Annotated in this window: 17 protein-coding genes and 1 other RNA gene; 16 read left to right on the plus strand and 2 right to left on the minus strand. The window is 65.8% G+C overall.

All coding sequences use genetic code 11. The features are described from left to right. The first annotated feature begins 7 nt into the window (after positions 1-7). From ACYVHH_RS05015 to flhC, 13 genes are all read left to right on the plus strand, one after another. Positions 8-1,957, plus strand: coding sequence for an ABCB family ABC transporter ATP-binding protein/permease (locus ACYVHH_RS05015; RefSeq protein WP_460563993.1), 1,950 nt, complete (start codon positions 8-10; stop codon positions 1,955-1,957). Then, complete coding sequence (locus ACYVHH_RS05020; RefSeq protein WP_460563994.1) at positions 1,938-2,873, plus strand: LysR substrate-binding domain-containing protein; 936 nt, start codon at positions 1,938-1,940, stop codon at positions 2,871-2,873. Before ACYVHH_RS05015 ends, ACYVHH_RS05020 begins: the two co-directional genes overlap by 20 nt. A 240-nt stretch (positions 2,874-3,113) precedes the next feature. Continuing rightward, a complete protein-coding gene (locus tag ACYVHH_RS05025) occupies positions 3,114-4,022 on the plus strand; it encodes an amino acid ABC transporter substrate-binding protein (protein ID WP_460563995.1) in 909 nt (302 codons plus the stop codon). Between the two features lie 81 nt (positions 4,023-4,103). Continuing rightward, the gene (locus ACYVHH_RS05030; protein WP_460563996.1) at positions 4,104-4,859 is read left to right on the plus strand and encodes an amino acid ABC transporter permease; all 756 of its coding nucleotides are present in this window, start codon (positions 4,104-4,106) and stop codon (positions 4,857-4,859) included. Positions 4,860-4,863: 4 nt separating this feature from the next. Beyond that, entirely contained in the window at positions 4,864-5,532 is a 669-nt protein-coding gene (locus tag ACYVHH_RS05035) for an amino acid ABC transporter permease (protein ID WP_460564200.1), read from the plus strand. Between the two features lie 29 nt (positions 5,533-5,561). Then, the gene (locus tag ACYVHH_RS05040) at positions 5,562-6,299 is read left to right on the plus strand and encodes an amino acid ABC transporter ATP-binding protein (protein ID WP_460563997.1); all 738 of its coding nucleotides are present in this window, start codon (positions 5,562-5,564) and stop codon (positions 6,297-6,299) included. A 115-nt stretch (positions 6,300-6,414) separates the two neighbouring features. After that, complete coding sequence (locus ACYVHH_RS05045) at positions 6,415-8,046, plus strand: methyl-accepting chemotaxis protein (protein ID WP_460563999.1); 1,632 nt, start codon at positions 6,415-6,417, stop codon at positions 8,044-8,046. A 249-nt stretch (positions 8,047-8,295) separates the two neighbouring features. Next, positions 8,296-8,697, plus strand: a complete 402-nt coding sequence (locus tag ACYVHH_RS05050) for a GreA/GreB family elongation factor (protein WP_460564000.1) — start codon at positions 8,296-8,298, stop codon at positions 8,695-8,697. A gap of 27 nt (positions 8,698-8,724) precedes the next feature. Continuing rightward, a complete protein-coding gene (pyrC, locus tag ACYVHH_RS05055) occupies positions 8,725-9,771 on the plus strand; it encodes a dihydroorotase (protein ID WP_460564001.1) in 1,047 nt (348 codons plus the stop codon). A gap of 20 nt (positions 9,772-9,791) precedes the next feature. Then, on the plus strand, positions 9,792-10,610 hold the full coding sequence (locus tag ACYVHH_RS05060) for a DUF3025 domain-containing protein (protein ID WP_460564002.1): 819 nt from the start codon (positions 9,792-9,794) through the stop codon (positions 10,608-10,610). A 111-nt stretch (positions 10,611-10,721) separates the two neighbouring features. Further along, positions 10,722-11,591, plus strand: a complete 870-nt coding sequence (gene htpX / locus ACYVHH_RS05065) for a protease HtpX (RefSeq protein WP_460564003.1) — start codon at positions 10,722-10,724, stop codon at positions 11,589-11,591. Positions 11,592-11,814: 223 nt separating this feature from the next. After that, complete coding sequence (gene flhD, locus ACYVHH_RS05070) at positions 11,815-12,168, plus strand: flagellar transcriptional regulator FlhD (RefSeq protein ID WP_460564004.1); 354 nt, start codon at positions 11,815-11,817, stop codon at positions 12,166-12,168. A gap of 49 nt (positions 12,169-12,217) precedes the next feature. Beyond that, positions 12,218-12,757, plus strand: coding sequence for a flagellar transcriptional regulator FlhC (gene flhC / locus ACYVHH_RS05075; protein WP_460564005.1), 540 nt, complete (start codon positions 12,218-12,220; stop codon positions 12,755-12,757). A 15-nt stretch (positions 12,758-12,772) separates the two neighbouring features. Here flhC and ACYVHH_RS05080 read toward each other — a convergent pair whose 3' ends face one another. After that, positions 12,773-14,629 (minus strand): NAD(P)/FAD-dependent oxidoreductase, encoded by a 1,857-nt coding sequence (locus tag ACYVHH_RS05080; RefSeq protein ID WP_460564006.1) that lies wholly within the window; start codon positions 14,627-14,629, stop codon positions 12,773-12,775. A 79-nt stretch (positions 14,630-14,708) separates the two neighbouring features. Continuing rightward, positions 14,709-15,623 carry a cysteine synthase A gene (gene cysK / locus ACYVHH_RS05085; protein ID WP_460564008.1) on the minus strand — a complete coding sequence of 305 codons (915 nt, stop codon included), beginning with the start codon at positions 15,621-15,623 and terminating at the stop codon, positions 14,709-14,711. A gap of 137 nt (positions 15,624-15,760) precedes the next feature. Between cysK and rnpB the strand changes: the two genes are divergently transcribed. From rnpB to ACYVHH_RS05100, 3 genes are all read left to right on the plus strand, one after another. Then, positions 15,761-16,134: RNase P RNA component class A (rnpB, locus tag ACYVHH_RS05090), an RNA gene on the plus strand. Positions 16,135-16,150: 16 nt separating this feature from the next. Beyond that, complete coding sequence (locus ACYVHH_RS05095; protein WP_460564009.1) at positions 16,151-16,852, plus strand: RNA pseudouridine synthase; 702 nt, start codon at positions 16,151-16,153, stop codon at positions 16,850-16,852. 43 nt (positions 16,853-16,895) lie between these two features. Continuing rightward, positions 16,896-20,144 (plus strand): EAL domain-containing protein, encoded by a 3,249-nt coding sequence (locus ACYVHH_RS05100; RefSeq protein ID WP_460564010.1) that lies wholly within the window; start codon positions 16,896-16,898, stop codon positions 20,142-20,144. The last annotated feature ends 7 nt before the right edge of the window (positions 20,145-20,151 follow it).

Here is a 20,151-nt window from a genome sequence, read left to right on the forward strand (position 1 = left end):
GTCTCACATGCGTCATCTATCCGTTTCGTCCGCCGCACCCGCCACGGGTGCGCCTCCTGACGCGCCACCCGGCACCCAGCCCCGCGGCGATTGGGCCGTGCTGCGCCGGCTGCTGCCTTACCTGTGGGGTTACCGCTGGCGTGTCGCGGCGGCGCTGGGCTTCATGGTGGCCGCCAAGCTGGCCAACGTGGGCGTGCCCCTGCTGCTCAAGGAACTGGTGGACGCGCTCACGCCTCAGCCCGGCACCTCGCTTCTGGGCCTGCCTGCGGGCAGTGAGGCACTGTTCGTGGTGCCGGTGGGCCTGCTGCTGGCGTACGGGTTGCTGCGCTTCTCCACCACACTGTTCACCGAGCTGCGTGAACTCATCTTCGCCAAGGCCACCGAAGGGGCCACGCGGCACATCGCCCTGCAGGTGTTCGGGCACCTGCACGAGCTCAGCCTGCGGTTTCACCTGGAGCGCCAGACCGGCGGCATGACGCGTGACATCGAGCGCGGCACCCGGGGCGTGCAGTCACTCATCTCGTATTCCATCTACAGCATCCTGCCCACGCTGCTGGAGGTGGCGCTGGTGCTGGCGCTGCTCGGCGCAAAGTTCGAGATGTGGTACGTGTGGACCACGCTCGCGGCGCTGGTGCTGTACGTGACCTACACCGTCAAGGTGACGGAATGGCGTACCCAGTTCCGCCGCCAGATGAACGAGATGGAGTCCATCAGCCAGACCAAGGCCATCGACTCGCTGCTGAACTACGAAACCGTCAAGTACTTCAACAACGAGGCGTTCGAAAGCCGCCGCTACGACGAAAGCCTGGAGAAACTGCGCCGCGCCCGTCTCAAGAGCCAGGTCACGCTGTCGCTGCTCAATGCCGGACAGCAGCTCATCATCGCCACCGCGCTGGTGGCCATGCTGTGGCGCGCCACTGCCAGCGTTACCCAGGGGGGCATGACGCTGGGCGACCTCGTCATGATCAACGCCTTCATGATCCAGCTCTACATCCCGCTGAACTTCCTGGGGGTGCTCTACCGCGAGATCAAGCAGGGCCTGACCGACCTGGACAAGATGTTCACGCTGCTCGACAAGGAGCGCGAGATCGCCGATGCGCCGGGCGCTCAGGACCTGCAGCTGGACGGGGCACCCGAGGTGCGTTTCGAGAACGTGCACTTTGCCTACGAACGCGAACGCGAAATCCTGCATGGCGTGAGCTTCACCGTGCCTGCGGGCAAGACGGTGGCGGTGGTCGGGCCGTCCGGCTCAGGCAAATCGACGCTGGCGCGCCTGCTCTACCGCTTCTATGACGTGGGCCGCCCGGGCGACCCGTCTGACGAGGACACCGGGCGCATCACCATCGCCGGGCAGGACATCCGAGCCGTGACGCAAGGCAGCGTGCGCCGTGCCATCGGCATCGTGCCGCAGGACACCGTGCTCTTCAACGACACCATCGAATACAACATCCTCTACGGCCGCCCCGAAGCCGGGCACGACGAGGCCGTGAAGGCAGCCCGTGCCGCGCACATCCACGGCTTCATCGAGCGCTTGCCCAAGGGCTACCAGACCATGGTGGGTGAACGCGGCCTCAAGCTCTCCGGCGGCGAGAAGCAGCGTGTGGCCATCGCGCGCACGCTGCTCAAGAACCCGCCCATCCTCATCTTCGACGAAGCCACCTCCGCACTCGACTCCGCCAACGAACGCGCCATCCAGGCAGAGCTGCGCAGCGTGGCACGCAACAAGACCGCGCTCGTCATCGCGCACCGCCTTTCCACCGTGGTGGATGCGCACGAGATCATCGTGCTGGAGCATGGCACCATTGTCGAACGCGGGCGCCATGCCGACTTGCTCGCCGCCAATGGCCGCTATGCACAGATGTGGGCGCTGCAGCAAAGCGGCGGCGACAACGAAGAACAGAAAACAGCCGCCAGCCCGGCCAACGCCGGAGGAGCACATGGACACCAAGTGGCTTGAGGATTTCGTCAGCCTGGCCGAGACACGCAGCTTCAGCCGTTCAGCGCAGCTGCGCCACGTGACGCAGCCCGCCTTCTCTCGCCGTATCCAGTCGCTGGAGGCGTGGGCGGGCACCGAACTGGTGGACCGCAGCTCCTACCCCACGCGCCTCACGCCTGCCGGGCAGACCCTCTACATGCAGGCGCTGGAAGTCCTGCAGTCGCTGCAGGCCTCGCGCGCCATGCTGCGCGCCTATGCTTCCGCTGGGCAGGACGTGGTGGAGTTCGCGGTGCCCCACACGCTGGCCTTCACCTTCTTCCCCTCCTGGGTGTCAGACATTCGCCAGAACTTCGGTCCCATCAAAAGCCGGCTCATCGCGCTGAACGTGCACGATGCCATGATGCGGCTGGTCGAAGGCAACTGCGACCTGCTCATTGCGTACCACCATCCCTCGCAGCCCCTGTCGCTCGACCCCGAGAAATACGAGATGGTTGTGCTGGGACACGAACTGCTCGCTCCCTACGTCAAGCCGGACGCTGGCGGGCAGCCCATGTGGCAGACGCCGGGCGCGGCGTCGCAGCCCATGCCCTACCTGGGCTACGCCCCTGGTGCCTATCTGGGCCGGGTGGTGGACCTGCTGCTCAAGCAGTCGCCCACCACCATCCACCTCGACCGTGTGTACGAGACCGACATGGCCGAAGGCCTGAAGGCCATGGCGCTCGAGGGCCACGGCGTGGCGTTCCTGCCGCTGAGCGCCGTCAAGCAGGAACTGGCCAATCGCAGGCTGGTGAGTGCCACGCCAGCGGGCGTGAAAGACCTCGAGATGAACATGGAGATCCGGGCCTACCGCAGCAAGGCTACAGACGCACAACGCCCCAAGCGTGCCGTGCAGAGCCTTTGGAGCTTCCTGCAGAACACGCATGCGCTGGACGATTGACCACACTCTTGCTCATAATTTTTTTGCATGACTCATAAGCGAAAAGGTATTGGCATTTCAGCGATGAGATTGTTAGAGTCGCGCATCTTTGTTGGCACGCCACGTGCTTGCAGGATATGGACCCCGCCGACAGGGCTGTAAGACTACGTACTTTCGCGTCTTGCAAATGGCCGTGCTTCGGGTCATGATGGGCGCGCGGGCTACCCGCTCGCGTGTGACGACTACACAGAGGAAACACAGATGAAGAAACCGAACGTGATGTTTGCTGCGATCACCCTGGCGCTGGCTACCGGTGGCGCATGGGCTCAGGCGAACGACACCCTGGCCAAAATCAAGTCCAGCGGCAGCGTGACCATGGGCGTGCGCGAATCTTCCGGCGCGCTGTCCTACACCCTTGGCGACGGCAAGTACGTCGGCTACCACGTCGAGATCTGCCAGAAGGTTCTGGCCGATGTTCAAAAGCAGCTGGGCCTGGCCAAGCTGGACATCAAGTACCAGCCGGTGACCTCCCAGAACCGCATTCCCCTGGTGCAGAACGGTACCGTGGATATCGAGTGCGGCTCCACCACCAACAACGCCACCCGCCAGAAAGACGTTGCCTTCGCGGTCACCACCTTTGTTGAAGAGGTGCGCATTGCTGTCAAGGCCAACTCCGGCATCAACTCCATCAAGGACCTGAACGGTCGCAACGTGGCCACCACCACGGGTACCACCTCGGTGCAAACCCTGCGCAGGAACGAGCGCGCCCAGGGTCTGGACTTCAAGGAGGTCTATGGCAAAGACCACGCCGACAGCTTCCTGCTGCTCGAGTCCGGCCGTGCCGACGCCTTCATCATGGACGGCTCGCTGCTGGCCGGCCTGATCGCCAAGTCCAAGAGCCCCGCCGATTTCAAGATCGTGGGTGAAGTGCTGAGCGTCGAACCCATCGCCATCATGATCCGCAAGGACGACCCCGCCTTCAAGAAGGCCGTGGACGACAGCATCAAGGCCATGATGAAGTCTGGCGAAGTCGCCAAGCTCTACGACAAGTGGCTGATGCAGCCGATCCCGCCTGCCAACGCCAAGGTGGGCCTGGCCATGAGCGACAACCTCAAGGCAGCCCTGGCCAACCCCAACGACAAGCCCATGGAGGAATACGCCGTCAAATAAACGACGCGTTTCCATGGATTGGCCCCTTGCAGTCTGAAGGCCGCAAGGGGCTTTTAGTTGGCGTGAATTGAGGAGTCCGCGATGAGTTGGGACTGGCAGGTGTTCTGCGAGGACACCATCACCCGAGAAGTGGGTGAGCGTTGTTTTGGCCAGGGGGGGGACATCACCTATCTGGACTGGTTGCTGTCTGCCTGGGGGTGGACCGTATCCGTGTCGCTGCTGGCGCTGGCGCTGGCCCTGGTGGTGGGAGCAGTCATCGGTACCCTGCGTACCTTGCCTGACAGCCCCTGGGTGGTGCGCTTTGGTAATGCGTGGGTGGAGCTGTTCCGCAACATCCCGCTGCTGGTGCAAATCTTTTTGTGGTACCACGTGGTGCCTGCACTGTTTCCCGCGCTCAAGGCTGTGCCGGGTTTCGTGCTGGTCGTCTTTGCGCTGGGTTTCTTCACCTCCGCGCGTGTCGCGGAGCAGGTGCGCTCCGGCATCCAGGCGTTGCCGCGCGGCCAGCGTTACGCCAGCCTCGCGCTGGGCATGACCACCACGCAGTCCTACCGCTACGTGTTGCTGCCCATGGCGTTTCGCATCGTCATCCCGCCGCTGACGAGCGAGACCATGAACATCTTCAAGAACTCTTCCGTCGCGTTCGCCGTGTCGGTGGCCGAGCTGACCATGTTCGCCATGCAGGCGCAGGAAGAGACCTCGCGCGGCATCGAGGTCTACCTGGCTGTCACCGGCCTCTACATCGTTTCGGCCTTTGCCATCAACCGCATCATGGCTTTCATCGAAAAACGCGCCCGCGTGCCGGGCTTCATCGCCAGTGGCGGCGCAGGAGGCCACTGACATGATGGGCAATCTCGACTGGTCCTTCGTCAACTGGGGCGTCATCAGCAGTTTCGTCCTCAAGGGCCTGATGTTCAGCGTGGTGCTGACCATCGTGGCCACCATCGGCGGCGTGCTGTTCGGCACCTTGCTGGCTCTGATGCGCCTGTCCGGCCGCCAGTGGCTGGTGGTGCCTGCCACCATCTATGTCAACGGCATGCGCAGCATCCCGCTGGTCATGGTGATCCTGTGGTTCTTCCTGCTGGTGCCCTTCCTGATCGGGCGCCCCATCGGCGCCGAAACGTCAGCCGTCATCACCTTCATCGCCTTCGAGGCCGCCTACTTCAGCGAGATCATGCGCGCTGGCATCCAGTCCATCCCGCGCGGGCAGGTCTTTGCCGGCCTGGCACTGGGTATGACGTATGGCCAGAACATGAAGCTGGTGGTGCTGCCCCAGGCTTTCCGCAACATGCTGCCGGTGCTCCTCACGCAGACCATCATCCTGTTCCAGGACACCTCGCTGGTCTATGCCATCGGCGCCTACGACATGCTCAAGGGCTTTGAGGTCGCGGGCAAGAACTTCGGCCGCCCGATCGAGGCGTACCTGATGGCCGCAGTCGCCTATTTCGCCATGTGCTATGCGCTGTCCTGGCTGGTCAAGCGGCTGCACAAGAAGATCGCCATCATCCGTTGAGCGGGCTGTAATGAACTGGAGAAACATCCATGATTGAACTGAAGAATGTGTCTAAGTGGTACGGCCCCGTACAGGTGCTCAACGAATGCTCCACCAGCATCAGCAAGGGCGAGGTCGTGGTGGTGTGCGGGCCGTCGGGCTCGGGCAAGTCCACGCTGATCAAGACCATCAACGCGCTGGAGCCCATCCAGAAGGGCGAGATCTACGTGGACGGCCAGGCCGTGCACGACCCCAAGACCAACCTGCCCAAGCTGCGCAGCCGCGTGGGCATGGTGTTCCAGCACTTTGAGCTGTTCCCGCACCTGAGCGTCACCGAGAACCTCACGCTCGCACAGGTCAAGGTGCTGGGCCGCAACATCACCGACGCCAAGGCGCGTGGCCTCAAGATGCTCGACCGCGTGGGCCTGATGGCCCACAAGGACAAGTTCCCCGGTCAGCTCTCTGGCGGCCAGCAGCAGCGCGTGGCCATTGCCCGCGCGCTCTCCATGGACCCGATCGTCATGCTGTTCGACGAGCCCACCTCCGCGCTGGACCCCGAGATGGTGGGCGAGGTGCTGGACGTGATGGTCGGCCTGGCTGGCGAGGGCATGACCATGATGTGCGTGACGCACGAAATGGGCTTCGCGCGCAAGGTCAGCAACCGCGTCATCTTCATGGACGTCGGCGGCAAGATCCTGGAAGACTGCAGCAAGGACGAGTTCTTCGGCAATCCCGAAGCCCGCCAGCCGCGCACCAAGGATTTCCTGAACAAGATCCTCCAGCACTGACGGCCTCCTGCCCGTTGGCCAGATGTGTTTCCATGCCCGCCCCATGAGGGCGGGCCGTGGCGGCATGCTGTTTGCGTTCGCCGCTGGTGTTCCATCCGAAAGGCAGGAGAGTGCCATGCTGAATCGCTTCTCGATCCGTGCACGTCTGGCGGCCAACGCCGTCATCTCGTGTTTCTTCCTGGCGCTGGTGGTGGCGGTCTCGGCCTTCGGGCTGACGGCCGGACGCAACGGCCTGCAGGACATGACCGAGCGCTACTACCCGATGCGGCTGGCCCACGCCGAAATGATGGAGCACCTGCTGCGGGCACGGGTGAGCGAGTCGGACATGGTGGCCAGCAACTTCAACACCGAAGAGGTGCAGCGCCACAGGAAGTTGTGGGAAGCCTCGCAGACCAGCGCCGAGGCCGCCTTCAAGCGCCTGCGCGAGATGACGGCGGACCCGGCTGGTCAGGCCGAGCTGGACCGCCTGTGGGCCGTGGTGACGCAGTACCGTGGCGGGGTGGATCAGTTCGCGGGGCAGCTCGCCGACAACCGCTTTGCCGACGCCGAGGGCGCCTTCGAGGCGCTGAAGGAGCCGCTGGCGCGTTTTGAGGAGGCCCGGCAGATCGCGACCCACTACGCGGGCACGCTGGAGGTGCAGGTGGGGGCCGTGAAAGACCGGGTGTTTTCCAGCATCGGTCTGGCGCTGATGACGCTGGCGGGGGTGTTTGCGCTCACGCTCCTTTTGTCGGCCTTCATGTCCTGGCTTATTGGCCGCTCGGTGATCGGGCCCTTGCAGGAGGCGGTTGGCGTTTCCGAACGCATAGCCGCAGGCAACCTGGCCACTTCGGTGGCGGTGGCAGGCCGTGATGAAACCGGCCGCCTGCTGACCTCGATTGCCGCCATGCAGGATGCGTTGCGCGACCTGGTGAGCAACGTCCGCCAGAGCGTGGACTCCATCCGCACCGCTTCCAGCGAGGTGGCGCAGGGCAACGCCGACCTGTCCCAGCGCACCGAAATGGCTGCGGGCAACCTGCAGTCCACCGCGGCGACCATGGACACGCTGGTGCAGGCGGTTGACCAGAGCGCCCGCCACGCCCAGCAGGCCAGCGATATGGCTTCGCGCGCTTCCAGCGTCGCACGCAAGGGTGGCGAGGTGATGGGCGACGTGGTCACTTCGATGGACCGCATCAACGTCAACAGCAAGAAGATCGCTGACATCACCGGTGTCATCGACGGTATCGCGTTCCAGACCAACATCCTGGCGCTCAATGCGGCGGTGGAAGCCGCGCGTGCGGGTGAGCAGGGCAGGGGGTTTGCTGTGGTGGCGGGCGAGGTGCGCACGCTGGCGCAGCGCAGCGCACAGGCTGCCCGCGAGATCAAGGACCTCATCGGCACTTCCGTGGCGCAGGTGGAGGCAGGCGCCGGGCTGGTGGCCACGGCGGGGCAGACCATGCAGGAAATCCAGCAGTCGATCCAGCGCGTGGCCGACATCGTGGGCGAGATCACCTCGGCCGTGAGCGAGCAGAGTTCGGGTATTCGAGACATCAATGCCGCGATCGACTCCCTGGAGAACGTGACCCAGCAGAACGCAGCGCTGGTCGAGGAAAGCGCTGCCGCGTCGCTGAGCCTGCGCGACCAGGCCGAGGGGCTGGCGCGCGCCATCTCCGCCTTCCACCTGGAAAGCCGACACGCTTCCGGGCAGGGCGGGGACGTTCGCCTGCTGCCAACGCCCCGCAGCAGCCCGCCGCTGGCCATCAAGGCATGAACGGGCGGGACTGCCTACAATCCCCTTCATGCACATACGCGCGCACGCTGTTTCCTCCTGCTGCCACACCGCTTGCCGGTGTGGCGCGGGCGTGCGCCCCCGTCTGACGCTCGGTCTGTGGCGGACGTTCGTCCCCGCAGAGTACTGAGCCCGGCGGTCCAACCTCAAACCCTTCATCGCGCCACCTCTGGACCACCGGGCACTCCCAGGCGCTGCCGGCCCGTCAGGCCGGACTCCCGGAGAGCGTTCATGACTTCTTCCACGACCATTCGCACCCTGAGTGCGCTCGACCACGCCCGCATCCTCAAGCTGCTGCCCCGCCAGGGGGCGCACGATGGACTGCGCGACGTGCTGGACAACGCCGACCTGCTGCTGCCCCGCGAAGTGCCCGAAGGGCTGGTGACCATGTACTCGCAGGTGCTGCTGGGCGAACAGACCGGTGAACCCGCACGCAAGGTGACGCTGTGTTACCCGGCCGACGCGGAACCCTCCGCAGGCTTCGTGTCGGTCCTGTCGCCACTGGGTGTTGCGCTGCTGGGCGCGCGCAAGGGCGACACCGTTGCGTGGAGCACTCCGGCAGGGCCGGACGCCAGTGCGCGCGTGCTGGACATCCTCTTCCAGCCCGAAGCCAGCGGCGACTACACCCTTTGAGGATGGCGCTGGTGAGAAAATAGGCGCATGAGTTCATTCGCCCCCCTCACCAGCCTCACCATCACCCGCCCCGACGACTGGCACCTTCACGTGCGCGACGGCGCACCATTGCACACCGTGGTGCCCCACACGGCCGCGCAGTTCGGCCGTGCCATCATCATGCCCAACCTGAAGCCGCCCGTGACCACGGCGGCCCAGGCGGTGGCGTACAAGGAGCGCATTCTGGCGGCTGTGCCAGCTGGCGTCAGCTTCGAGCCGTTGATGACGCTCTACCTGACCGACAACCTTCCGCCCGAGGAAATCTCGCGAGCCAAGGCTGCTGGCGTGGTAGCGTGCAAGCTCTACCCCGCCGGGGCCACCACCAACAGCGACGCGGGCGTCACGGACATTCGCAAGACTTACAAGACGCTGGAGGCCATGCAGCGCGAAGGCATCCTGCTGCTGGTGCACGGCGAGGTCACCAGCCCCGACATCGACCTGTTCGACCGCGAAGCCGTGTTCATCGAACAGCAACTCGCCCCGCTGCGCCGCGACTTTCCCGAGCTGAAGATCGTGATGGAGCACATCACCACCCGCGAGGCCGCGCAGTACGTGGCCGAAGCTGACCGTTTCCTGGGTGCCACCATCACTGCGCACCACTTGCTGTACAACCGCAACGCCATCTTCACGGGTGGCATCCGCCCGCACTACTACTGCCTGCCCGTGCTCAAGCGCGAGGTGCACCGCCAGGCCCTGGTGGCCGCGGCCACCAGCGGCAACGCCAAGTTCTTCCTGGGCACCGACAGTGCGCCACACCCGGCACACCTGAAGGAGCACGCCACGGGCTGCGCCGGCTGCTACACAGCGCATGCCGCCATGGAGATGTACGCCGAGGCCTTCGACACCGTGGGCGCGCTGGACAAGCTGGAGGGCTTTGCCAGCTTCTTCGGTGCCGACTTCTACGGCCTGCCGCGCAACAGCGGCACCATCACCCTGCGCCGTGAGTCGTGGACACCGCCCGAGAGCTTTGCCTTCGGCGAGGCCGAACTCAAGCCGCTGCGCGCGGGCGAGGCCTTGCCCTGGAAGCTGGTCTGACCATTCAGGGGCAGGGCATCTTGCATTTCGCCGAGGCTATCGACTGGCCGCGACCCTGGTTTGCCCCCTGGCGCTTGCTGGGCGAGCCGGTGGCCCGTGCCGCATTGGCGGGCACGGACCTGCCCGGTGCGCTCAACGCTGCCGGGCTGGCGCCGGTGCGCTTCATCCCCCAAGCCGACCTGCCCGATGGCGTGGCGTACGAAAGCCACATCTACGCCACGGGCGGCGTGCCCACGCGCGAAGGCCTGCACGACTTCTTCAACGCCCTGTGCTGGATGCGCTTTCCCCAGACCAAGCGGCTCTTGAACCGCTGGCAGGCGCAGGCCATCGAGGCAGCAGGGGGTGTGCAATCCACGCGCGGGCCGCTGCGCGACGCGCTCACCCTGTTCGACGAGAACGTGGCCCTGCTGCAGGCTCCCGAGCCGTTGTGGCAGGCGCTCCTTGCGCGCGACTGGCATTCGCTCTTCGTCGGTCAGCGGGCCTTGTGGGCGCAGGCCCGGCTGGTGCTGTTCGGCCACGCGTTGACCGAAAAGCTGGTCACCCCCTACAAGTCCATTACCGCCCACGTGCTGTGCCTGCCGGTGCCCACGGACCTGTCTGCGGCAGACTATACCCCTGTTCACCCTTGGGACGCCTGGCTGGCCGGGGCGCTGTCGCCGGACTGGCTGGCCACCAAGCCCTACACGCCGCTGCCAGTGCTGGGCACGCCAGGGTGGTGGCCTGACAACGAGAGCCCCGCCTTCTATGGAGATGCATCGGTGTTCCGCCCTCCCAGGCCGCAGACCGTAACCTCCCAAGGCCTTGCCCAGCCTACAGCCGAGGCCATCCCGGCGGCTTGAGTTTTTGCCGTTCGCCCTCAGTATGATGCGCATGCCGCCTTGTCCTGCGGGGAACCTGCAGGGGCGGTTCGGTGTCTCAAGCCTGACCCATCATTCGGAGCAACCACACACATGAAACGCATTCTTCTGCTGGTTCTGACCAACATCGCCGTGATGGCCGTGTTGCTGATCACCACCCGCATCCTGGGCGTGGACCGTTTCCTCACGGCCAACGGCCTGAACATGACGGCGCTGGCCGGGTTCTCGCTCGTCATTGGTTTTGGCGGTGCCTTCATCTCGCTGCTCATCAGCAAGCCCATGGCCAAGTTCAGCACCGGCGCGCACGTGATCGAGCAACCGCGCAACGCCGACGAGGCCTGGATCGTGGAAACCGTGCGCCGCTTTGCCGACAAGGCGGGCATCGGCATGCCCGAAGTGGCGATCTATGAAGGCGACCCCAACGCCTTTGCAACGGGCGCGTTCAAGAACTCGGCGCTGGTGGCCGTGTCCACCGGGTTGCTGCGCAACATGACGCGCGAAGAGGTCGAGGCCGTCATTGGCCACGAGGTGGCGCACGTGGCCAACGGCGACATGGTGACCATGACCCTGATCCAGGGCGTGATGAACACCTTCGTGGTCTTCCTCAGCCGCGTCATCGGCTACGCGGTGGACGCCTTCCTGCGCCGCGGCGACAACCAGAGCTCCGGCCCTGGCATCGGCTACATGGTCACCACCATCGTGATGGACATCGTGCTGGGTTTCCTGGCCGCCATCATCGTGGCCTGGTTCAGCCGCCAGCGGGAGTTCCGTGCCGACGCAGGCGCTGCCCAGCTGATGGGGCGCAAGCAGCCCATGATCAACGCGCTGGCCCGTCTGGGCGGGCTGCACCCCGGCGAACTGCCGAAGAGCATGGCCGCCATGGGTATCGCCGGTGGCCTGGGCAAGCTGTTCTCCACCCACCCGCCCATCGAAGAGCGCATCCAGGCACTCCAGCAGGGTTGATCCCTTCTTGTCTTTCGTGCCAGAGCGGCCCCCAGCGGGCCGCTTTTTTTATGTCCTGCCTTGTAGGAATTTTTCCTACAAGCGCGGTGTGCGGCGCTGACGGCGCGAACAGGCAACTTCCGATTCAAGAAAAACAGGCTGACTTTCACAATCCATTTCAACGAATCAACGTTTTGCCAGCCGTGTTAGGCCCGGAACGTTGCCCCGAAACAGGAGTGTGAACATGAACGCAGCCGCCCAGAACAACGCCGCACAGATTGCCGACCAACTGCTGGCCGAGATCCGCGAAGCCAACCTGACGTACCTGATGCTGGCACAGCAGCTGATCCGCCAGGACATGGCCGAAGCCGTGTACCGCCTGGGCATCAGCGAAGCGTCTGCCGAGCTGATCGCGACGCTGTCGCCTGCGCAGGTGCTCAAGCTCAGCGCCACCAACACGCTGCTGTGCAGCTTCCGCGCCGACGACGAGATGGTGTGGGGCCTGCTGACCAGCAGCCATGCACCCCAGCGCGCCGCCAACGACGCCACGCAGCGCCTGCACGCAGGCATCCTGATGGCCGGCCGCCTTGCTGCCTGAGCCCCCTGTCCACGCCCCCGAACAACCGTCAGATTTCCAGGAGAACACCATGGCCGCCGTCAAGAGCATCGTCAACGAAAGCAAGGATATCGAACGCGCCATCGCGCTGATCGGCCTGGGTGCCCGCCTGCAGGTGCTGGAGAGCGAGACCAGCCTGTCCTACGAGCGCCTGCTGCGCCTGTACAAGGAAGTGACGGGCAAGTCCCCCAGCAAGGGCCAGCTGCCGTTCTCCACCGACTGGTTCCTCACCTGGCAGCCCAACATCCACGCCTCGCTGTACGTCAACATCCACCAGTACCTGAACAAGACGGTGGCGCTGGACAGCATCGACGCCGTGATGAAGGCCTACAAGCTGTACGACGAGCAGATGCGCGCCTGCGGCATCGAGCCGATGCTGACCTTCACCCGCGCCTGGCGCCTGAGCAAGTTCATGGATGCCGGCATGCTGACCCAGACCAAGTGCACCTGCTGCGGGGGCATGTTCGTGACGGACGAATACCAGAACGCCCGCCACTTCGTCTGCGGCCTGTGCAAGCCCCCGGCACGTGCGGGCAAGGGCAAGGCGGATGGGGGTCTGCGGTTGCAGTAAACGCGAGTTGGTGGGTTAGGTGGCTGGCTGCCCCACAGCAGCCAGCGCCACAGCCTCCGCCACCTTGATGCCATCCACCCCCGCCGACAGGATGCCACCCGCATAGCCCGCGCCTTCGCCCGCCGGGTACAGGCCGCGCACGTTCAGGCTCTGGTAGTCGCCCCCCCGGGTGATGCGCAGCGGCGAGGACGTGCGTGTTTCCACGCCGGTCATCACGGCATCGGCCATGTCGTAACCCTTGATCTTGCGGCCGAAGGCGGGCAGGGCTTCGCGCATGGCTTGCACGGCATAGTCAGGCAGTACCTGGGCCAGGTCGCCCAGGCGCACGCCGGGCTTGTACGAAGGTTCCACCTCCCCGAAGGCGGTGGATGGCTTGCCTGCCAGGAAATCACCCACCAGCTGGCCGGGGGCTTCGTAGCTGCGGCCGCCGGCCTCGAAAGCGCGGGTTTCCAGCTGACGTTGCAGCACCACGCCCGCCAGCGGGTGGGTGCGGCCCTGTGCGTGCAGGGCTTGCGCCTCGGCGGCGTAGCGCGCACCGGCCTCGTCGCCAAAGGCGGCCACCCAGGCTTCGGCGTCCAGCGGGTAGTCGGGCGGGTCTATGCCCACCACCATGCCCGCGTTGGCGTTGCGTTCGTTGCGTGAATACTGGCTCATGCCGTTGGTGACGACCCGGCCCGGCTCGCTGGTGGCGGCCACCACGGTGCCGCCCGGGCACATGCAGAAGCTGTACACCGCGCGGCCATTGTTGGCATGGTGCACCAGCTTGTAGTCGGCGGCACCCAGCAGCGGGTGCCCGGCGTGGCGGCCCCAGCGTGCGCGGTCAATCACGCTCTGCGGGTGCTCTATGCGTACGCCAATCGAAAACGGTTTGGGCTCCAGGAACACGTGCGCGTCATGAAGCATGGCAAAGGTGTCGCGCGAGCTGTGCCCCAGGGCCAGCACCACGTGCTGGCAGGGCATGTCGTGCACGTCGCCGCTGGCCAGGTCCTGCACGCGCAGCCCGGTCACGCGCTGTCCCGGCGGCACGGGCAGGCCCGCCGGGTGGGGTTGTGCGGCGCCGTTGTCGGGCGCCAGTAGCACGCCGGTCACGCGCTGCTCGAAGCGGATCTCGCCCCCCAGCGCAACGATCTTCTCGCGGATGGCTTCCACCACCTTCACCAGCTTGAAGGTGCCGATGTGCGGGTGGGCCATGTAGAGGATCTCGGGCGGCGCGCCCGCGTCCACGAATTCGCGCATGACCTTGCGGCCGATGAAGCGCGGGTCCTTGATCTGGCTGTAGAGCTTGCCGTCGGAAAACAGGCCCGCGCCGCCTTCACCGAACTGCACGTTCGACTCGGGCGTGAGCACCTTCTTGCGCCACAGGCCCCAGGTGTCTTTCGTGCGCTGGCGCACGGGGCGCCCGCGCTCCAGCACGATGGGGCGCAGGCCCATCTGCGCCAGGGCCAGCGCGGCGAAGATGCCGCAGGGGCCGAAGCCCACCACCACGGGGCGTTCGGCCTCGCTGGCGGGCCACCCCGCAGGGGCATGGGCGGGCGCGTGCCAGTCCATGTCGGGCGTGGGCTGGATGTGCGGGTGCTGCGCGTGCCGGGTCAGCAGTTCTGCTTCGCGGGCCGGTTCCGCCAGGGTCACGTCCACGATGAACACTGCCAGCAGATCGGCCTTGCGCGCGTCGAAGCTGCGCTTGAACACCTGCAGGTCGGCAATATCGGAGGAGGGTATGCCCAGGGCCTGGGCCGCCAGTTCGCGCAGGGCCTCCACGGGGTGGGGCGGCGGAACGCGGTCCTCGTCGGTTTCGGCGGGGGCGTCGGCTGCGCGGCGGTGTTCCACCGGCAGCGCCGACAGGGGCAGCTTCAGTTCAGAAATTCGCATCATGGCGGGCTTGTGTCCATCAAGCATCAAGATCCGCGAATGATACGGCCAGCCCGCCCTGACTGGCCGCGTTCAGACTGGATTAGGCGGGCAGGAAGCCTTCGACCGACAGATAGCGTTCACCCGTGTCGTAGTTGAAGCCCAGCACTCGGCTGCCTGCGGGCAGTTCGGGCAGCTTCTGCGCAATCGCGGCCAGGGTGGCACCGCTGGAAATGCCCACCAGCAGGCCTTCCTCGCGCGCCGAGCGGCGGGCATATTCGCGGGCGGCTTCTGCCTCCACCTGGATCACGCCGTCGAGCAAAGCCGTGTCCAGGTTCTTGGGGATGAAGCCCGCGCCGATGCCCTGAATGGGGTGGGGCGAAGGCTGCCCGCCCGAGATGACGGGCGATGCCGTGGGCTCCACCGCGAACACTTTGAGCTGCGGCCAATTGGCCTTGAGCACGCGCGCCACGCCGCTGATGTGGCCGCCCGTGCCCACGCCGGTGACGATGGCGTCCAGCCCCTCGGGGAAGTCGGCCAGGATTTCCTGGGCCGTGGTGCGTTCGTGCACTTCCACGTTGGCCGGGTTCTCGAACTGCTGGGGAATCCAGGCGCCCGGCGTCTGCGCAGCCAGCTCTTCGGCCCGGGCGATGGCGCCCTTCATGCCTTTTTCGCGCGGGGTCAGGTCAAACGTGGCGCCGTAGGCCAGCATCAGGCGGCGGCGTTCCACGCTCATGCTGTCGGGCATCACCAGCACCAGCTTGTAGCCCTTGACCGCCGCCACCATGGCCAGTCCCACGCCGGTGTTGCCGGATGTGGGCTCGATGATGGTGCCACCGGGCTTGAGCGCGCCGCGTTTCTCGGCGTCTTCCACCATGGACAGCGCGATGCGGTCCTTGATGGAGCCGCCCGGGTTGCTGCGTTCGGACTTGACCCAGACATTGGCGCTGCCGAACAGGCGGTTGACTCGGATGTGCGGGGTTTGGCCGATGGTGGCCAGGACGTTGTCTGCTCTCATGGGGGCCTCTCTTGTGTGGGGTGTGGCGCTATTCTGAAACAACCGGGTGGTGCATTCGACCATATGTTTATGCAGCGTGGTGATTAACTGGTGCGTTCGCTGCATGCCGGGCGGAATGAGGGGATAATCACGCCCGTGAAGCCTGCCAGACCGCCGCTGGCGCAAGTCCCGAAAGGGCGCGCTGGAGGAACGTCCGGACTGCACAGGACAGCGCAGGAGCTAACGGCTCTCCACCGCGAGGTGAGGATCAGAGCAACAGAGACGAGTCCACGGGAACCACCCGCTTCGGCGGCAGGAGCCTGTGGGGTGAAACGGGCAATCTCTGCGCGCAGCAACACCAAGTAGGCCAGCCACGGGAGCAGGGCAACCTCTTCCGACCTTGTGGTTCCGCAAGGCGAGCTGGCGGGTAGGTGGCACCGAGCCGCTCGGGTGACCGGCGGCCCAGAGGAATGGCGGTCACGCTGCGGGCGACCGCAGTGCACAGAATCCGGCGTATCGGCAGACTTCACACTTTATTCTTCCCTCCCATGACAGAACCCCTTCGACTGGCCAAGCACCTGGCCGCCCTGTTGCCGTGTTCGCGCCGCGAGGCGGAGCTGTACATCGAAGGTGGCTGGGTGTTGGTGGACGGCCAAACCGTCGAGGAGCCGCAGGCCCGCGTGGTGCCTGGCCAGCAGGTGGCGCTGGCGCCCGGGGCCGTGGCGCGGCCTGTGCCGTCTGTCACGCTGCTGTTCCACAAACCGGCCGGGCTGGACCTGTCCGCCTTTGATGCAGGCAGCCTGCTTGCGGACCATGTGTCCGGTGCCATTCCCGGCGGGCGCCTGCTGCGGCGCCACTTCACGCGGCAGACCCTTGCCGCTCCCCTTGAGACCCAAGCCAGCGGGCTGGTCGTCTGGTCACAGGATGTGGCCGTGCTGCGCAAGCTGCGCGACGACTGGGCACGCATGGAAAGCGAGCTGGTGGTGGATGTGCAGGGCAGCGTGCCGCCGGATGCCTTGCAGCGCCTGAACGCGGCGGTGAGCCAGGGTGTGCCCGTGAAGGCGAGCTGGCAGAGCGAGCGGCGCCTGCGGCTGGCGCTCAAGGGCCTGCAGCCCGGCCAGGTGGAGTCCCTGTGCACACAGGCTGGCCTGGCGGTGGCGGCCGTGCGCCGCCTCAGGCTGGGGCGGATACCGCTGCGGGGTTTGACTGAGGGCTTGTGGGCCTACCTGCCGGCACACGACCGTTTCTGAACTTATCATGGAGCCCACCCATAGTTAACACTTTCAGGAGACCATGCAGGGCAATCCCGTCCAACCGGCAGGCCGCGCAGCGCACAGGAGTCTTTCCCCTGTGGAATGGCTGGCCGGTCTTTTCCGCGTGGTTCTGCTCTGGAGTGTCTGCCTGGGGGTGGGATGGGCACAGCAGCCCGCTGCAGGGCGGGAGCCGGTCGGCCCGCGTGAACTGACCCTGGGGGTGTTCGCGTTCCGGCCCAAACCGGTCATTGAAGAGCGTTTCTCGGCCCTGGGGGCGTACCTCAGCGAACATGTTCCGGGTTACCGCGTGCGGGTCGTCGCACTGAGCGACGCCGAGCTGGAAAGCGGGATTGCCGCAGGCACACTGGATTTCGTCCTCACCAATCCCAGCCACTACATCAGCTTGCGCGAGTACGGGCGCTTGTCGGGTGCGCTTGCAACCATGGTCCTGCGCGACGGCAATACGCCCGTGCACAGCATTGGCGGTGTGGTGGTTCGGCGCCGGGAACGCACCGACATCGCGACCCTCCTGGACCTGGCGGGCAAACGGATTTCCATTGCGGGCAAACAGTACCTGGGCACCTACATGGCGCCTGCCGCCGAACTGGTCAGGGCCGGGGTCAGCCTCGACTCCATCACCTTCGTCGAATCGGCGCAGCCGGTTGATCGCGTCATCACGGCTGTGCTGGAGGGGCAGGTCGATGCCGGGTTCGTGCGCACCGGGGTGCTGGAGGACCTGGAGCGGGAAGGGCGCCTGGCGCCTGGCGCGCTGACCGTCGTGAATCCTCAATCACCAATCGGGTTCCCGTACAGGGTATCCACGCGGCTTTACCCCGAGTGGCCGTTCCTGGCCGTAGCGCATGTGGCACCGGCCGTGTCGCACCGGGTTGCTGGCGCCTTGCTGGACCTGCCCCGGGGGCACGCGGCGGCGATTGCGGCGGGCATATACGGTTTCACCATCCCGGCCGATTATTCGTCGGTGGAGCAGGCAATGCGTGACGTCCGCATGCCGCCGTTCGATCAGGCGCCGGAACTGAATCTGGCTGATGTCTGGCAGCGCTACCGCCCGTGGATTCTCATGTTGGGGCTGGCCGCCTTGGTCGTGGTCGGTCTCACGGCCGTTCTGGGCATCAACACGCGCCGGCTGGTTGCCGCCAAGAAAACGCTTCAGGCGGACCGGTCCGCCTTGCAGGCGACCACGGCGCGTCTCAATTACCTGATGGCCTCCAGCCCGGTGATGACCTACACCCTGCGCGTCCAGGGTCCGCAGACGGAAATCACCTGGGGAAGTGCGAACATCCAGTGGCTGTTGGGGTATTCCGTTGCGCAGTCGATGGAGCGGGACTGGTGGAAGCGCCACATCCACCCGGAGGATCTGCCCGGAGCGGTGGAAACGGTGCGCAGCCTGCATGTGCTTGGGCGGGTCGAGCATGTGTTCCGGTTTGCCGACGCTGCTGGCAAGTACCACTGGATCCACGACGACATCCGGCTGCTGCCGGGCGACAACGGCGGTGCCGAGGCCCTGGGCGTCTGGCGGGACATCACCGAGCAGCGTGCCAGGGAAGAGCGCCTGCGTCTGGCGGCCAGCGTGTTCGACAACAGCTACGACGCGGTGGTGGTGACGGACCACAAGCACCGCGTGCGTGAAGTGAACCCGGCGTTCACGCGGATCACCGGCTTGCAACCCGGCGAGATCGAGGGCGAACTTCTCTACGACCTGTTCGACTGGGGGGGCAGCCGTTCCGGCTACTACATGTTGCAGCGCGCCATCGACCTGGACGGGCACTGGCAGGGAGAGATGCCCCTGAACGACCGCCATGGCCGCACGCACCCCTGTCTGATGTCGATCTCTGCCGTGCAGACGGCAGGTGGCAACCAGCGCCACCATGTGGCCGTGCTGTCCGACATCTCGCACCTCAAGGCGCACCAAGCCGAGCTGGACCGCATGGCCAACTTCGACGCGCTGACCGGCGTGCCCAACCGGCGCCTGCTGGAGGACCGCATGGCCCAGGCCGTGGCCCGCTCCAGGCGCAGTGGCAAGTGGCTGGCGGTCTGCTACCTTGATCTGGACGACTTCAAGCCCATCAACGACCGTTTCGGCCATGCCGTGGGCGACCGTTTCCTGGTGGAGGTCACTTCCCGACTGCAGCAGAGCCTGCGCACTGAAGACACCCTGGCGCGGCTGGGTGGCGACGAGTTCGTGGTGCTCCTCAACGACCTGGAGCACAGCGACGAGTGGCAGGGCGTGCTGCAGCGGTTGATGTTGCAGGTGCAGCAGCCGGTGGTACTCGATGGGCACGAGTTGACCGCCTCCGTCAGCGTCGGGGTGACGCTCTTCCCCTCGGACGCCGCTGACGCCGATACCTTGTTGCGGCACGCGGACCAGGCCATGTACCGGGCCAAGCAGGGCGGGCGCAACCGCTACCAGCTGTTCGACATGGCCCAGGACCGAGAGGTGCAGACGCACCGCGAGCAACTGGCGCGGCTGTCCCAGGCGCTGCACCGGGGCGAGTTCGTCCTGCATTACCAGCCGCAGGTCAACCTGCAGACCGGCGAGGTGGTGGGGCTGGAAGCGTTGATACGCTGGCAGCACCCGGATGCGGGCCTGCTCCCGCCGGACGCTTTCCTGGGGCAGATGGACGGCACCGATCTGGAGATTGAGGTTGGCGAGTGGGTGATCGAGACCGCGCTGCGCCAGGTGGGTGAATGGTCACGGCAGGACCGCCGCCTCGGCCCCGACATCCGCGTGAGCGTGAACCTGGGCAGCAGGCAGCTGCTGCGACCGGGTTTCAGCGACTGGCTGGAGCAGATGCTCGAGCGGCACCACGAGGGCGCGGCGCAGCAGCTGGAGCTGGAGGTGCTGGAATCGGCCGCCATTGCCGACCTGGCGATGGCCGCGCAGGTGATGGCGGATTGCCGCGCGCTCGGTGTGCGCTTTGCGCTGGACGATTTCGGGACCGGGTATTCCTCGCTGGCTTACTTCCGCGCGTTGCCGCTGGACACCGTCAAGATTGACAAGGGTTTCGTGCGCAACATGCTTGCCCACGACGATGACCACAACATCGTGCACAGTGTGGCCTACCTGGCTCAGGCGTTCGGCCGGTCTGTGGTGGCAGAGGGGGTGGAGAGCCTTTCTCACGCCCGCGCCCTGCTGGCCATGGGGTGTTATCTCGCGCAGGGCTATGCGCTGGCCAAGCCCATGCCGGCGGGGCAGCTGCCGGTCTGGCTGGGTGAGTGGAACCAGAACCGACCCTGGGATGTGCTGCTCGCGGAACTGATCCGGTCCTAGAACCCCG

This window comes from Hydrogenophaga aquatica (genome assembly GCF_054780915.1).

Bases quoted from the DNA above. Each gene is read 5' to 3' on its own strand.
- ACYVHH_RS05095 (WP_460564009.1), top strand. From the start codon at position 16,151: ATGACAGAACCCCTTCGACTGGCCAAGCACCTGGCCGCCCTGTTGCCG.
- flhD (WP_460564004.1), top strand. From the start codon at position 11,815: ATGAACGCAGCCGCCCAGAACAACGCCGCACAGATTGCCGACCAACTG.
- ACYVHH_RS05045 (WP_460563999.1), top strand. From the start codon at position 6,415: ATGCTGAATCGCTTCTCGATCCGTGCACGTCTGGCGGCCAACGCCGTC.
- ACYVHH_RS05035 (WP_460564200.1), top strand. From the start codon at position 4,864: ATGGGCAATCTCGACTGGTCCTTCGTCAACTGGGGCGTCATCAGCAGT.
- htpX (WP_460564003.1), top strand. From the start codon at position 10,722: ATGAAACGCATTCTTCTGCTGGTTCTGACCAACATCGCCGTGATGGCC.
- flhC (WP_460564005.1), top strand. From the start codon at position 12,218: ATGGCCGCCGTCAAGAGCATCGTCAACGAAAGCAAGGATATCGAACGC.
- ACYVHH_RS05015 (WP_460563993.1), top strand. From the start codon at position 8: ATGCGTCATCTATCCGTTTCGTCCGCCGCACCCGCCACGGGTGCGCCT.
- ACYVHH_RS05080 (WP_460564006.1), bottom strand. From the start codon at position 14,629: ATGATGCGAATTTCTGAACTGAAGCTGCCCCTGTCGGCGCTGCCGGTG.
- ACYVHH_RS05040 (WP_460563997.1), top strand. From the start codon at position 5,562: ATGATTGAACTGAAGAATGTGTCTAAGTGGTACGGCCCCGTACAGGTG.
- cysK (WP_460564008.1), bottom strand. From the start codon at position 15,623: ATGAGAGCAGACAACGTCCTGGCCACCATCGGCCAAACCCCGCACATC.
- ACYVHH_RS05025 (WP_460563995.1), top strand. From the start codon at position 3,114: ATGAAGAAACCGAACGTGATGTTTGCTGCGATCACCCTGGCGCTGGCT.
- ACYVHH_RS05030 (WP_460563996.1), top strand. From the start codon at position 4,104: ATGAGTTGGGACTGGCAGGTGTTCTGCGAGGACACCATCACCCGAGAA.
- ACYVHH_RS05100 (WP_460564010.1), top strand. From the start codon at position 16,896: ATGCAGGGCAATCCCGTCCAACCGGCAGGCCGCGCAGCGCACAGGAGT.
- ACYVHH_RS05050 (WP_460564000.1), top strand. From the start codon at position 8,296: ATGACTTCTTCCACGACCATTCGCACCCTGAGTGCGCTCGACCACGCC.
- pyrC (WP_460564001.1), top strand. From the start codon at position 8,725: ATGAGTTCATTCGCCCCCCTCACCAGCCTCACCATCACCCGCCCCGAC.
- ACYVHH_RS05020 (WP_460563994.1), top strand. From the start codon at position 1,938: ATGGACACCAAGTGGCTTGAGGATTTCGTCAGCCTGGCCGAGACACGC.